Source organism: Streptomyces sp. NPDC104106 (assembly GCF_055584345.1).
On record NZ_JBVJMF010000020.1, the window covers coordinates 102,901 to 116,622 of the forward strand.

At 69.7% G+C, this 13,722-nt stretch carries 13 protein-coding genes and 2 pseudogenes; 7 read left to right on the top strand and 8 right to left on the bottom strand.

From position 1 onward, the window contains the following. Positions 1 to 91 precede the first annotated feature (91 nt). Positions 92 to 658 (top strand): nucleoside deaminase, encoded by a 567-nt coding sequence (locus ACZ60X_RS35025; protein WP_469607346.1) that lies wholly within the window; start codon positions 92 to 94, stop codon positions 656 to 658. A 50-nt stretch (positions 659 to 708) separates the two neighbouring features. Further along, positions 709 to 1,352 (top strand): annotated as a pseudogene (locus ACZ60X_RS35030) (alpha/beta fold hydrolase); the annotation flags it as partial. 303 nt (positions 1,353 to 1,655) lie between these two features. On the opposite strand, the pseudogene ACZ60X_RS35035 reads toward ACZ60X_RS35030, so the two are convergent. The 5 genes and pseudogenes from ACZ60X_RS35035 to ACZ60X_RS35055 form a co-directional block, all read right to left on the bottom strand. Further along, positions 1,656 to 2,051, bottom strand: a pseudogene (locus tag ACZ60X_RS35035) (aldo/keto reductase); the annotation flags it as partial. Positions 2,052 to 2,682: 631 nt separating this feature from the next. Then, the gene (locus tag ACZ60X_RS35040; protein WP_469607349.1) at positions 2,683 to 3,834 is read right to left on the bottom strand and encodes an ARPP-2 domain-containing protein; all 1,152 of its coding nucleotides are present in this window, start codon (positions 3,832 to 3,834) and stop codon (positions 2,683 to 2,685) included. Then, on the bottom strand, positions 3,831 to 5,270 hold the full coding sequence (locus ACZ60X_RS35045; RefSeq protein WP_469607351.1) for a hypothetical protein: 1,440 nt from the start codon (positions 5,268 to 5,270) through the stop codon (positions 3,831 to 3,833). Before ACZ60X_RS35045 ends, ACZ60X_RS35040 begins: the two co-directional genes overlap by 4 nt. A gap of 776 nt (positions 5,271 to 6,046) precedes the next feature. After that, entirely contained in the window at positions 6,047 to 7,027 is a 981-nt protein-coding gene (locus ACZ60X_RS35050) for a GNAT family N-acetyltransferase (RefSeq protein ID WP_469607354.1), read from the bottom strand. Between the two features lie 125 nt (positions 7,028 to 7,152). Then, the gene (locus ACZ60X_RS35055; RefSeq protein ID WP_469607356.1) at positions 7,153 to 7,617 is read right to left on the bottom strand and encodes a hypothetical protein; all 465 of its coding nucleotides are present in this window, start codon (positions 7,615 to 7,617) and stop codon (positions 7,153 to 7,155) included. A gap of 6 nt (positions 7,618 to 7,623) precedes the next feature. On the opposite strand from ACZ60X_RS35055, the gene ACZ60X_RS35060 reads away from it, so the two are divergent. Beyond that, the gene (locus ACZ60X_RS35060) at positions 7,624 to 7,917 is read left to right on the top strand and encodes a hypothetical protein (protein ID WP_469607359.1); all 294 of its coding nucleotides are present in this window, start codon (positions 7,624 to 7,626) and stop codon (positions 7,915 to 7,917) included. A 196-nt stretch (positions 7,918 to 8,113) separates the two neighbouring features. Here the strand turns inward: ACZ60X_RS35060 and ACZ60X_RS35065 are convergent, their stop codons facing one another. Next, a complete protein-coding gene (locus ACZ60X_RS35065) occupies positions 8,114 to 9,055 on the bottom strand; it encodes an amidohydrolase family protein (protein ID WP_469607361.1) in 942 nt (313 codons plus the stop codon). An 84-nt stretch (positions 9,056 to 9,139) separates the two neighbouring features. On the opposite strand from ACZ60X_RS35065, the gene ACZ60X_RS35070 reads away from it, so the two are divergent. Next, positions 9,140 to 9,589, top strand: a complete 450-nt coding sequence (locus tag ACZ60X_RS35070) for a MarR family winged helix-turn-helix transcriptional regulator (RefSeq protein WP_469607364.1) — start codon at positions 9,140 to 9,142, stop codon at positions 9,587 to 9,589. 504 nt (positions 9,590 to 10,093) lie between these two features. On the opposite strand, the gene ACZ60X_RS35075 is transcribed toward ACZ60X_RS35070, so the two are convergent. After that, positions 10,094 to 10,978: a LysR family transcriptional regulator gene (locus ACZ60X_RS35075; RefSeq protein ID WP_469607367.1), complete on the bottom strand. Its 885-nt coding sequence runs from the start codon at positions 10,976 to 10,978 to the stop codon at positions 10,094 to 10,096. A 71-nt stretch (positions 10,979 to 11,049) separates the two neighbouring features. Here ACZ60X_RS35075 and ACZ60X_RS35080 point away from each other — a divergent pair, with 71 nt between their 5' ends. From ACZ60X_RS35080 to ACZ60X_RS35090, 3 genes are all read left to right on the top strand, one after another. Continuing rightward, positions 11,050 to 11,466: an ester cyclase gene (locus ACZ60X_RS35080; protein WP_469607370.1), complete on the top strand. Its 417-nt coding sequence runs from the start codon at positions 11,050 to 11,052 to the stop codon at positions 11,464 to 11,466. Next, complete coding sequence (locus tag ACZ60X_RS35085; RefSeq protein ID WP_469607373.1) at positions 11,456 to 12,214, top strand: SDR family NAD(P)-dependent oxidoreductase; 759 nt, start codon at positions 11,456 to 11,458, stop codon at positions 12,212 to 12,214. Before ACZ60X_RS35080 ends, ACZ60X_RS35085 begins: the two co-directional genes overlap by 11 nt. Before the next feature lie 174 nt (positions 12,215 to 12,388). Next, positions 12,389 to 12,529, top strand: a complete 141-nt coding sequence (locus ACZ60X_RS35090) for a hypothetical protein (protein ID WP_469607375.1) — start codon at positions 12,389 to 12,391, stop codon at positions 12,527 to 12,529. Positions 12,530 to 12,719: 190 nt separating this feature from the next. On the opposite strand, the gene ACZ60X_RS35095 is transcribed toward ACZ60X_RS35090, so the two are convergent. Then, on the bottom strand, positions 12,720 to 13,562 hold the full coding sequence (locus tag ACZ60X_RS35095) for an RNA polymerase sigma factor SigF (RefSeq protein WP_469607489.1): 843 nt from the start codon (positions 13,560 to 13,562) through the stop codon (positions 12,720 to 12,722). Positions 13,563 to 13,722: the final 160 nt, after the last annotated feature.

Consider the following 13,722-nt stretch of genomic DNA (forward strand, 5'->3'; position numbering starts at 1 on the left):
GCATATCAGACAAATTAACAAAAAACAATGAAGCCACCAAACCCTTTGTAACCGGGGTGGAATGCCTAAGCCGTGCCAAGTGGAGGTCGTTATGGGCCACAAGGAATTCTTGGCTGAAGCAGTACGGCTGGCCACGGAATCGGTGGAGCACGGCTGGGGCGGCCCGTTCGGCGCCGTGCTCACCCGGGATGGCGAAATCATCGCCCGTGGCCAGAACCGTGTCCTGCTGACCGGCGATCCGACCGCTCATGCCGAGATAGAGACCATCCGCAAGGCGTCCCAACTCCTCAACCCGGCGGCGCCCACCATCTCGGAAGAGCACCAGAACGAGGGCATCCTGGAATACGTGCCGCGCGCCGACGATTCCCCCGACCCGGTCCCGGAGCGGGCCCGGATGCTCCAGGGCTGTTCGATATACATCAGTGGCGCACCGTGCCCCATGTGCATGAGCGCCATCTACTGGTCGCGCATCGACAACGTCTACTTCAGCTGTGACCTGGAAGCCACGCGGAAGATCGGCTTCGATGACGCCTTCCAGTACGAGGACTTCCAGAAGCCGCTGGACCGGCGCCGGATCCACATCGAGCAGATGCACCCGGAGCTGGGCGCGAGCGCGTACGCAGCCTGGGAGACGAAGCCTGACCGGCACGCCTACTGAAGAAACGCGCGCAGCGTTGCTGACATCCGCGCCGCGCACGCCAAGGCCCTCCCCCGACCGGCTACGACTACGACACCTTCGCGACCGACCTGAACACGGTCATGGAGACCCTCGACCTGCGGGACGCCGTCCTGGTCGGCTTCTCGATGGGCACCGGCGAGGTCGCCCGCTACGTGTCCGCCTACGGCACCGTCCGGGTTTCCAAGGTCGCTTTCCTGGCCTCGCTGGAGCCCTGCCTGCTCAAGACCGACGACAACCCCGACGGGGTCGCCCCGAAGGAGTTCTTCGACGGCGTCGTCGCGGCCGTCAAGGCGGACCGCTACGCGTACTACACGGACTTCTACAAGGACTTCTACAACCTGGACGAGAACCTCGGCACCAGGATCAGCGAGGAGGCCGTGCGCAACAGTTGGAACGTCGCCGCGGGTGGCGGCTTCTTCGCCGCCGCGGCGGCGCCGTCGACCTGGTACACCGACTTCCGGGCCGACATCCCGGCCATCGACGTACCGGCGCTGATCTGCACGGCACGGGCGACCGGATCCTTCCCGTCGAGGGGACCGCGCGGCCCTTTCACGAGGCGCTGCCGTCCGCCGACTGCATCGAGATCGAGAGCGCCCCGCATGGTCTGCTGTGGACTCACGCGGAAGAGGTCAACGCCGGTCAACGCCGCCCTCCTCGCCTCCTTGCGAAATAACTCGCCCTCAGGCGGGGTGAACGGCGGGCGGCGACGGCGGCCAGAGTGTCGACCACCGACCGCGCCCTCGCCCACACCGCCGCGGCCGCCAACCGGTACAGGGTGCAGGCGCCGAACGCCCGGATCGCCGAGTTGCGCCAGCCGTCGCGCAGCTCGCACAGCGGCCGCCACCCTCCCCTTCGGCGGGCGCGTCCGGTCGGCGGCGTGCCGGTCCAGCGCGTATGCGGCCCGGCCCCGGCGGATGCCCCTGCCTCTCCTCGCAGTCGGTTGTGGGCTCGGAGGATGGCCGCGGCCGATGCCGAGGTCGCGGCAGGTGGGGGCGGTCTCCGCCTCCAGGTCGCGGGTCCACAGCGACCACCCGCTCTGCAGCGCGGCGATCGGATGCACGGCGTGCGCCCGCCACATGGTCCCCGCGCCGGCCTCGGACAACGCGAGGTGGCGGCCCTTGCCGTCCTTGACCAACTCGGCCGCGGTCACCGTCCCCGGCAGGCTCTTGATGTGGTCACGGTACCTGTCGATCTCCGGCCAAGTCACCTGCCACAGCCGTCTGTCGGCGGCCCGCCGAGGTGGTCCGGGGCGCCTACCGGCGACGTAGCCACCGCGCTCTTCCTGCGGCGACCAGGTCTCTCGGTCCCGAACTCCGCGCCCCGTATGGCCGAAAACGCGGTACCCCCTCGACGACGAAGACCGGCAGGACATGGCGGCCCTGCACCGACGTTTCGGAGTGGCGTTGCTGCCCTAACAACTGCCTACCGCCATGAATTGAGCGCGAGTTCTCCCGGCCGCCGTCCCGTTGCCCCAATCGTCGGCCGTACGCCCCCGCGCACCTTGCTCAACGAGTTCGCGTTGCCCCGGCCGGTGGGCGCACTCGAGGAGCGTGACCTCGGACGGCGTGGTGACGGGTGGCGGCGTCAGGCGGGGGGCCAGAAGCGAGTACGACATGGCCCTCATCACCCGTCTGGTCGTCACCCTGCTGCTCGGTCCGGATACGGGCTGTTCGGCCTGCACGCGATCCGGGCGCTTCACCGCGCTGTGCAGGCACGCGTGCCCGTCTTACCGGCACTCCACCGGCGTTGGGCGTCTCCGCCCGTGCGGCAACGACGATTCGGCGTCCTTCGAAGAGGACCTTACGGGCCTTGGCCCGGTTCTTCGATCCCTTGGCCTTGCGGGACAGGCCGAGGTCGAGACCGGCCTCGGCCTCCACGCCGGGGAGGGGATGTCCGGCTCGGTGTCCACGACGACAGGAGGAAGTACCGGCCGGAGCTGTCCTCGGTGCCGGCCAGGGACGTGGTAAACCCGTACGGCGGCACAACAGCCCATCGTGCCGTACTCATCCGGTTCGGGTTCGTCCTTGTCTGCGGTATCCGTCCAAGACGTCCTGGCGGAGCAGGTACCCGAAGCCGGCGGACTCCAGCCGCAGCCCCAGCTGAGCCTCACCGATGCCGAGATCGGCCGCGGTGTCCCCCAGGTGCCAGTCGTTGGCGGCAAGCCTGCTGAGAAGGTGGCCGCGACGAACCTGGTTCTCCGACAGGCGAAACGTCTTGAGGTAGGCGATTCTGCCCCTGTCGTCGGTGATCGCCTCACCGATGTGGTTCTCCTGCTTGGGGCGGAACGACGGCAGAAAGCGGGAGAGCGTGAAGCGGCCCATCCGGTACACCGACCGCCCGGTGTACGCGTGTTCCAGCAGGCCGGTCACCATGGTCGTGTCATGGAAACGCGCCCAGGCGTGTTCCTGTTCGGCAACTGCCGTGCGCAGGTGGGCCAGAGAGCGGATCTGCGCGTCAGGTATGCGGGCCCGGAAGTCCGGCACCGGTGGCATCAGCGTGGCGTGGTGGTGGATCAGTTCGCCGTACAGGTCCTGCAGGAGCGTGGGGTGGAGTGCACGGTAGTCGTCGGGATGCGGGACCACGAACGCGGCAGCGAGCGCGTCGGCGACGTGGACCATCACGCCACATTGGTTGGGGTGGATCTCGAAGATGCGCAGTGCGTCGGCGAGTCCGCGTACTTCGGCACCCAGATAGGCCTCCTCGACGCGCGGGGAGAGTCCTTGGCGGATCGCCCGCTGCGACCACTGCTCCCAGGCGACGGAGGGACCGCCGAAGTGCAGTGCCAGGTAGCCTTGCAGCGCCAGGTGCATGGGGAGGAACCGCAGCCGGTCCTTGGCCTGGCGGCGGGCCGTCCTGCGGTGGAAGCGCAAGCCCATCGTGGCGGCGGGAGCCGAGGTGCCGTCGGCGGAAAGCTGCGTGCCGTACGCGGCTGCCGGCGTGCCGTCACCAGTCCAGGTGGCGACGAATCCGTGCGGGATGTAGGAGACATAGGCGTGGCGCGGGCCGACCTCGACCATCCCGGCCACATCACCGTAGAGCTGCGAGTGCAGGCGGAGGTCGTCGACAGGTTCGTCACGCACGAGCGGCACCAGTCGGACGGCATTCCAGACCTGGGAGGGGCGTGTGGCCAGGCCTGTCAGGTCCAGTGTGCTCATCGCGCCCGCTCCTGGTGGTGTCCGCTCGTCATCCGGGCCGCGCGGGTGTCCATGTAAGTGGTCAGTTCGGTCAGGCCGGTCCGGCCTTCCGCGAACTGGGCGAGTTCCACCAGTGCGGGAAGGTCCTCGGCGTCGCGGATACCCGCGGTGGGCACCGTCGCGGACAGCCGACGTACGTCGAACGCGGCCGCGTCGTAGACGGGGTTGAGATGCACAATGCTGGTGCAACGCTCGGGGTCGAGCCGGGTCCGCCAGATGCGCAGCACCTCGGCGGCCAGGCCAGCAGGCGCGTTGTCCCATCCGTCGGAGACGATCACCAGCCTGGCCGGGGCGGTGTCCAGCGCGTCGAGGATCCGCCGCCCCACCGGCGTCGGCCCGTACGGATAGGTCAGCAGCGCGTCAGCCCGCCCGGACGTCCACAGCCCGGTGTAGTCGCCGGCAAGGGCCCCGAGCAGGTAATGGCAGGCCAGGGCTACGGCCAGCGGTCGACGACGCTTGTGAACCGACCCAAAGGCGGAAAAGCTGTCGTCCAGGACGGCGGTGACCTTGCCCCAGCTCCCCCGGTGCAAGCCGGCCGCCCGGTCGGCGACCGATTCCAGGGCGTGGGTCAACTCGGCACGACGGCGCCGACGGTCCTCGACCGGCAGCGAAAGCACATAGGTCGCCAATCGGGTCAGCGGCATGTCCGTCAGGTCCGCTTGCACCCCTGCGGTCCCCCGTCTGCGCGCGGACTCCTGCAGCCGCAAGGTCTCCAGGCGGGTCATCCGAGGAGCGATGCGCTCCAGGAAGACATCCCGGGCAATGCCGAACTTGGCGGCGAAGCCCTCGGCGACCGTAAAGGGCAGCTCATACAGGGCGGCTTGCTCGTAGTGCGCGCGGCGCCATGTCTCCAAGAGGGGTGTCACATAGCGCGGACGGGCCAGCGGTGCGAACAAGAACGGCCCGAGCTCTTCCTGGGCGGGGACGAGGTGTGCGTGGCGAAGGGCTCGCTTGAGGCTGCCGCGGTACTTCACGGCATCGAACGCCAGGTGCGGCCGGGCGGACAGCCAGTCACGCATGATCGCGCGGCTGCGGCGGTTGTTCACCCTGGCCCGGCACAGGGCATCGAAGAGCCCGTACACGCGGTGCGGCGGCAGCGTCGCAAGACGGGACGCGATCAGACGGCCCTCGCTGCGGCGCTGCTCGGCAGTGGCCTCACCGCTGGTCTGCAGCAGCCGTCGGATGATCAGGACTGCGTTGTAGTCGTTGATGTCGAGTGCAAGGACGCCGGCGTACAGGTCACGGTAGTTCCCCAGCATGTATGCATGGAGAAAATCCAAGGACAGCCGCTGCTCGCCTGAGTCGCTGTGGAATTCACGCTGGCCGGTGGAGGTGATCGCCGCGTTGACGAAGAGCAGCACATCGTCGGCTGCGATGAGGTCCCCGTACGAATCCATCGAAGTCTTTCCCCCAGAGTGCGGATGCCGGCCGGGGAATGGGGGCGCGAGCTGCGAATCATTGCTTCAGAGGCAGGTTCCGGAAGTCGCACCGGAGTCCCGCGGCCGGCCCCAGGACCGTAACAGAGCAGGCCACGAGCCCTCTACTGACTTAGGTCAGGGGTGTCCGGCACCGGCAAGGGCTCTTCGGTCGCCCGCGCCGCCCGGGCGACCCAGGAGGCGGAGCGGCCGGACGTGTCGGCCGGGCCGCCGATCGGCCCCGGTCGGACGATCAGCAGCCGGTCCCCGCAGGACGGCCGCCGACGCCTGTTCGCAGGCCACCTTCGCCGGCCCGTACTGCTCCCGTCCACCTCGTCGGCGGCGGTCGACTCGGCCGGCGGAGCGGAATCGTCGGCGCCCGGCACGTCCGTGGCCGCATAGGCGTTCACCGAGGAAACGCAGGCTCAGTGCCGCGCCCGGCCGCCAGGAGAACTCCAGCACCGCGTCCCGTACCGGTCGCCGGCCTCGTCGCACGCACCAGCTCGGCCCGGCGGCGACGTCACCGCTCTCGCCACGGGCCCGGCAGGCCACGTGATGGCCACCGGCGAGCCCCCTGGCGGGCGGCCCCGCGCGCCACCCACGCCGTACCGCCGAAGACCAGAAGATTCATGCGGCCATCGCAGTCAAGTCACCGCGCCGCCACGGCCGTTGGCGGCTTCCCAGACGCGTGCCGACGACGACGCCGCTGACCGTGCCTGTGCGACAGCGGCGCCGGTGTCCGCCTCCTGGGCCCGGAATCAGTGGTTGACGAGCAGCACGGCCAGCATCGCCAGCCAGCACAGGGAGACGACAGCCGGAAGGAGCACCATCACGAGCCCTGTCGGTGAGGACTGCAGCCATCCAGCCCCCGACTCGGCCGCCTGCCGTCCTACGATCCGGTGTCCGCCGCCCCAGGCCATGTACTCCTCCAGGTCCACGACCGCACTCTTCCGAGCCTGTAAGTACCGCCGTCCGAACCGCAGCATGACCGTGAACGCCAGCGCCGTCGCAAAGCCGATCACCGCGATGATCACCGCTATCCCCAGGGCCATCCCCTCCGACTTCGCGCCTTCCTTGCCGAGCGTGAACGCCAGCGTGGCCGCGAGGCCCGCCGTTACATAGAAGAAGTTGTTGAGCTTGTTCCAGTTGAGGTTGTCCTCATGTTTGTACAGATCCACAGCGATCCCGTACTGCAACTGGAGCATCGCCTCGCGCGGCTTCCGCCACACCCACACGACTCGCAGTCGACCGTCCGGTGGCCTCAGCCGCGTGAGTTCCTCGAATCCCTTCTTTCTATGAAACCGCGTCGACGATTCGTTCGGCGGCTCGCTCACTACCGCCGCGATCACGGGGCTGGACGTCCACTGCTGCAGCACATGTTCGTACAGCTGCGTCGCAACGCCCTGCCGTGCAGCGTCACGGGCCACGCATACCTGTTTGATCACGAGAAAGCTGCCGAGCCTGGCCTTGATCCAGTGGTTCAGCCACTCGTCGGGTTCGATCCGCTCGTCGCTGTACGCCAACACGAATCCCAGGACATCTGTCCCCTTCACCGCCACGTAGAAGTGCTCGGCGCTGGTCAACCGCGCCAGGTACACCTCCTCGGTGTATCCCGACACCAAGAACCCTTCCCGGCTCGCGACAGCCGGATCAGTGCCCTCCAGGCTCCGGGACTGCGCCAGTTCGAGGATCCTTGGAACATGCTCCCGGGTTGCCCGCACGATCTCGATCTTCTCCACCGCAGGCGCGGTCACGCCATCCCCCCATGCGAGTAGACAACAAGCACCCTCACCGAATTATCATCGCCGGGCTACCAAATGAGTAGCGAATCCCGGGACTGCGGCGTGCTCGGCCCGGTTGGCTGTCAGAGCGAGAACACCGGGGACCAGGAACGCCGTGGCATGCCGGCGGCCGGACTGCGGGCGGCATCGACCAGGCGGCCGGTCAGGAACGCGCGAGAAGGCCGGGCAGGATGCCGGCGGCGGCAACGATTCGCGCTGTCCCGCTGGCGCAACGTCCGGTTCGCCCCATGGGACTTCAGCGCATCGGCGCACGGGGAGACGGCCAGCAGCAGCACCGGCCCCGAAGCCGGGATGACGCTGACGGCCGTCGCGGCCGACGTAGCCGACATGCCCAGTTGGGTCCTGAGATACGCGGGCGGCCACGCCCGGCTGGGGGACAGCGCCCACTGCGCCGCGAAGGCGCTGTCGATGCCGCCGAGGACCGTGCCGGTCAACAGAACGCGCCGGTACGGCACGGAGCCCACCGGGACCAGCGCCGAGGCGCGTTGGCTGGCGTGCGGGCCGTCATGGCCGCGGCGCGCCGCCACAGCAGCGTGCAGACGACGCCGGCGGGGGCGTGGGCGGCGCAAGCCGAACGCCAGCCCGATCCGGAGATCAGCCAGGCGAGCAGCACGGTCATGCCGAACAGCAGGGTGTGGCTGGGGAAGTCGGGTGAAGAGGAACACGCCGAGGCAGCCGCACGCTCCGTCCGGCAGGCCGTGGACCGGCATGGCCCGGAGGCGGGCCGCAGTCACGTCCCCGGCCCCGTCGGGCTGACCGAGTGTCACTTCCTTATCGGCGACGCGGCCAGGACCGTCGAGGCCGTGGCCCGAACCGAGCGGGTGTGAGTCCTCATGCCCGGCCTCGACTGGTCGGTGCCCGCCCGGTCCAGCCGACGCCATCGCCGCCGTCGGCCAGACGGGTCCCCGGTCCCGGCCCTACCTTACGGCGACGACGTCCTCGTCAGAGAGAAGCGCCTGGGCATGACCGTACGGCCGTGCCCTCACCGATCGCGGATGGAGGCCGGAGTCAGCTCTTGCCTGATCAGGCGCCTGCGAGACGGCGGAAGAGGGCCTCTGCGCTGCCGCGGTTGATCGTGTCGAGCTGACCGGGCTCGAAGCCGTCGTAACCGTCCAGCATGGAGTCGAGGAGGACGCCGGTTTCCTCCGGGGCGAACGGGAAGTCGCTGCCGTAGAGGATGTGCCCGGGGGCGGCGAAGGCGAGGAGTGAGGGCAGGGCGGACGGCGTGGAGGACAGCGCTGTGTCGAAGTAGAACCGCTGGAGGTCCGTCAGAATGCCCAGCGGCGTGGTGCCGGGGTTGAACCGGGTGCCGGCGGTGAACCGCCAGGCCGCGTACGGCAGGAAGCCGCCCGCGTGGGAGAGGATGACCTTCATCCGGGTGTGCCGGCTCATCACGCCGTTGAGCGTCATGTGCACGGCGGTGCGGGTGGTGTCGAAGGGGAAGTCCAGGAGCGGGGCGGGCATGCCCTCCAGCATGGGCAGCGGCGGTGCGTCGGGGTGGACGAAGACCACCGTGCCACGGGCGTCGAGCTCGGCCCACAACGGCTCGTACTCCTTGTCTCCGAGGTAGCGACCCCGGACGTTGGACAACAACACCACCCCGTCGGCGTGCAGTTCGTCCAGCGCGTAGGCGGCCTCGGCGAGCGCGCCGTCGACGTCCGGCAGCGGGAGGGCGGCGAAGAACCCGAAGCGGTCGGGCCGGTCCTTCGCCAGCTCGGCGGCGTACTCGTTGGCCTCGCGGGCGACCGCGCGGGCCTCGGTGTCGTCGCCGAAGTGGGTGCCCGGCGAGCTGATCGAGAGGATGCCTGTCGCGATCGACCTCCGGTCCATCATCGCGATCGCGTTCCGGGCGTCCCATGCGGGGATGGGCCAGCCGCCCGCCGTGACGCCGTGCCGGTCCATCACGGCCCGGTAGGCCGGCGGAAGGAGGTGCTGGTGGACGTCGATGCGACGGGGAGAGGGCATGTTCGCTTACCTCCTAATATTTAGCACGCTAATCATTGTCCTGTTAAGCTATCACCCATGGGCAACGGCGGCAATGGCGGGCGGATGACGACTGAGGGGGATGTGGAGGCGGAGGAGATCGCGCAGGCGGCAGACGCGCTCTTCGTCGCCATGCGGCGGGCACGGTCGGCGGGTGCCGAGCGCTTCGGCGGACTCTCCCTGGCCCAGGTCGCGCTCCTGGAACCGTTGGCCACGGAGACGGACATCCCGGTCGGCCGGCTGGCGAGCAGCGCGGACGTCAGCGTCCCCACCGCCACGCGCATGCTGCAGCAACTGGAGACGAAGGGCATCGTGGTGCGCCGCCGCTCCCCCGAGGACGAGCGGCGGGTCCTGATCAGCCTCACTGCCGACGGAGCCGAGCGGCTCGCCCTGCTCCGCTCCCGGCTACGGGAGCGCCAGACCCTGGCCTACGAGGCGTTCACCCCCGCCGAGCGCGTCCAGTTGGTCACACTCCTGCAGCGCCTGACCGAACTCGTCTCCGACCCGGGGGAATGAGCCAGGCCCGCCTCACCAGCAGACGCCCGGCCGGCCTCGTTCGCTACCGGCCGTGCCGCCCCGCTAAACGGTGCCGGCGGACACCTGACGGATCCGGACGGCGTCGCCGAACTCCTGCGCACGGCAAGGGAGTCGATCGACGCGGCCGACCGGCCGGACCCCGTACGCCACTGGCCACGACGCCCGCGCCGCCCTGGCCATCGCCCTCGCCGCCATCCAGTCGGCGCCACCACCGGCACCACCGGCGCCCCGCACACGTCGACTCCCAGAGGCGACGGCCGTGACTGCTTGACAGCCGGTGTCGGCGTACCTCGCAGCGGAACTCGCCGAGGCCGGCCTCATCGCCCCCCTGCGGATCGTGTATGACACCACAGCGCACGGTGTCGGCTCCGGCGCACCTGCACGCGCACCCCTCTCAGCGGAGCCGAAGTCGTTCAGCCCGCAATCCGTTCCCGACCCGGCTTGCCCGGCTTCTGGGGCAGGTGATCTCCAACAGCCGTGTGATCAACAGCGTCTGCCAGAGCCGGTGAGGCAGTCACGGGCCGCCGTGCGGAACGCCGCCACCACTCGGCTGCGGTCCGCGGCCCGGGTCGCCACGACGACCTGGCCAGGCTCCACGCCGTGCAGCGGGACGGCGGTGAGGTCGGGCCGCAGGCCGCCTGTGTGCAGTGCGGCAGGGATGATGGCCACGGCCTGCCCCGCGGCGATGCATTCGAGCTTGTCCTCGATGGTCTCGACCGGGGGTCCGTCGGGGGCGGGGCGGCCTCCCGGCCGCGGGTCGATGCGCCAGTACGCGTCCCACTCCCGGTCCGGGAAGCGGGGGATCGGCTCCGCCTCGATGTCGGCGAGCGTCACCGACTCCTGCCCCGCCAGCCGGTGTCCGACCGGCATGAGCAGCATCTTCGGCTCGTCGTGCAGGATCGTCACGTGCAGGCCGTCGGTTCTCAGCGGCAGGCGGGTGATCACCGCGTCGACCCGCCGGTCGAGGAGCGCCTCGCGCGGCTCGTGCCACTCCAGGTGCAGCGTGCGCACGTCGGCGTCGGGGTGTCGGTGCCGCACGTTCCGCACCGCCGGGGTGACGATCAGGCCCGCGGTGTAGCCGACGGTGATCCGGGTGGGCTGCGCGGCGGCCCGGGCGGCGGCCGTGGCCTGCCCGGAGATGCGCAACAAGGCGTGTGCGTGGGGGAGGAAGGCCTCCCCGGCTTCCGTGAGCCGCGTGCCCTGTCGCGTACGGTCGAACAGCCGCGCCCCCACCTGAGCCTCGAGCTGGCTGATCTGCCGGCTCAGGGACGGCTGCGCGACGCGCAACTCGGCCGCGGCTCGGCCGTAATGCAGGTGTGACGCGACGGCGGCGAAGTAGCGCACCAGCCGTAGGTCGAGATCCGTCATGCCTGGATCGTATGACGTGGTGCGGAACAGGTCTTTGATCATCGGGGGTGCGCGTCCCTAGCGTGAGATCCATGCCAACCGACAATGAGATCGCTGTCCGGCTCTTCTACGAGGCCCTCGCCACCGGTGACACCGCGCTGGTCGACGAGGCACTCGCTGCCGATTGGAACGCCGTCCCGCCGTTGCGCACCGGGAGCGGACCGGTGGGATGGAAGGCGAGCATCGCTCACCTGCGCGGTGTCTTCAGCGACCTGACCATCGAGATCGAGGACGTCGTCGCGGACGGGGACATGGTCGCGGTGCGGGCGGTCAGCCGCGCGAGGCAGACCGGGGAACTCCTCGGCGTCGAGGGCACCGGCCGGGAGGTCGAGTTCCGGACGGCCGACTTCCACCGGGTGGTCGACGGCCGCATCGTACAAACGTGGCACCTGGAGGACTACTTCGCGATCGCCACCCAGATCGGCCTGGAGTTCAGCCGTGGGGCTTGACGGAAAGACGGCGGTGGTGACCGGGGCGGCCCGGGGCATCGGGTACGCGTACTGCCGGCGGCTCGCCGCGGACGGCGCCCATGTCGTCGCTGTCGACATCGACGATCCGGCGGACGCCGTGGCGGAGCTGACGGGTGGGGGCGACAAGCTGGGGCTGGTGTGCGACATCAGCGAGCCCTCGCAGGTCGACGCCGTGGCCGGGACGGTCCTCGACCGGTACGGGCGCTGCGACATCCTCGTCAACAACGCCGGTGTCTTCCCCTTCACCGACCTCGACCACGTGACGATCGAGCTGTGGCGCAAGGTGCAGGCGGTCAACGTCGAGGCCGCCCTGCTCTTCGCCCAGGCGTTCGCGCCGGGGATGCGGGCCGCCGGGTGGGGGCGCATCGTCAACACCGGCTCGGGCATCACCCTGACGCAGAACCGCGACCTGGCGTACCTGACCAGCAAGGGCACCGTACACGCGCTGACCCGGGCGCTCGCCAACGAGCTCGGTGGCTGCGGCATCACCGTGAACGCGATCGCGCCCGGCCTGGTGGCGACGGAGGGTTTCCTGGGCCGCGTCAGGACGAGCGGCCCGTCCGCCGACGAGGTCTTGGCCCGCGTGACGGCCATGCAGACCATCAAGCGCCGGTCCGTCCCGGCGGATCTCGGCAACGCGCTCGGCTTCCTGGTTTCGGACGACGCCGACTTCATCACCGGCCAGATCCTGCACGTCGACGGCGGCGTGACACGCACAGGAGCCTGACCGTGCTCGACGCGATCACCGAGCCTTTGCGCGCCTCGCCACGCTCGCTCGTACGGCACTTGCCCGCCCCGGGCGGTCGCTCCAAGGCGCCGAGCCAGGCGATGCCGGCCTCCATCGCCCGCAGCGGCCGCCACACCGTCCAGGTCCGCGCCGCCCACGTCCGCGAGTCCGGCGGTGACCTCCTGGGCGACCACCGCCGAGCCCGGTGCTTCGGGTCTCTTCGCCCTGAAGGCGGACGACGTGGCCGGCAACAGCACAGGCGCCTCCGTCTACCGGACGTCGAACGTCCTCCAGGAGACCTCCGCCGCCCTCTGACGTCAGGCGATCCGAACTCGCGGCACGTTACCGCGTTCGACTGGCGCTGCTGGGCGCGGCAGCAGCTCTCGCCGTGGCTCGCGCCGCGGGCCGGGCCCTCGACGTTCCCCACGAACGCCGCGTACCGCACGCCTTGGCCCCGTGAGGACGACGTGTCGGCGCGAGCCACCCGCGCCGCCGGGTCCCGCCCTCATTCCGTGCTGAGCATGCCTTCACGCAGGCGTGCCAGGAGGCGCTTGATCAGGCGGGATACGTGCATCTGGGAGATGCCGAGGCGTTCGCCGATCTGGGCCTGGGTGTATTCCTCGACGAAGCGCCAGTGGATGATCCTGCGGTCGCGTTCGTCGAGTTCCGCGATCAGCGGTGCGAGGGCGTGGAAGTCCTCGACCAGCTCCAGGGCCTCGTCCTCGTCACCGATGAAGTTCGCCAGCACGGCCTCGCCGTCCTCGCTGCTGTTGATCGCCGCGTCCAGGGAGGCGGACTTGTAGCCGTTGGCGGCCAGTTGGGCCTCGACGACCTCGTCCTCCGGGAGGCACATCAGCTCGGAGAGCTCTTTGTTCGTCGGCGTCCGCCCCAGTCGGGTGCGCAGTTCCTCGTTGGCTCGCGCGAGTTGGGAGCGGGCTTCCTGAAGCCGTCGCGGCACGTGCACGGCCCAGGAGGTGTCACGGAAGAACCGCTTGATCTCCCCCACGATGTACGGGACGGCGAAGGAGGTGAACTCCACCTCACGCGACAGCTCGAACCGGTCGATCGCCTTGATCAGCCCGATCATGCCGACCTGGACGATGTCCTCCATCTCCTCCGGCCCCCGGCTGCGGAACCGGCCGGCCGCGTAGCGGACGAGGGACATGTTCATCTCGATCAGCGTGTTGCGCGCGTAGCTGTACTCGGGCGTGCCCTCCTCCAGCACGGCCAGCCGGCCGAAGAACAGCTTGGACAACTCCCGCGCGTTCTTCGGCGCGACCTTGGAAGGGTCCGCGATCTCCGGAACGCCCACCGTCCGCTCGGCAGTCCGTGTGGTCGTCGTCGGCATCATGCGCCCCTCCCGGTCGATCGGTATCGTCCTCGCCGGCCCATCGTCCGGCAGCACCCGTCTACCCCGGCCGCCGTCCAGCATTCCTCCGAGGTCCGCCAGTTCCCCCTCGGCCACCGGGGCGAAGTGGGGATCGCCCAGCACAGTGCCGGGCTCTGCA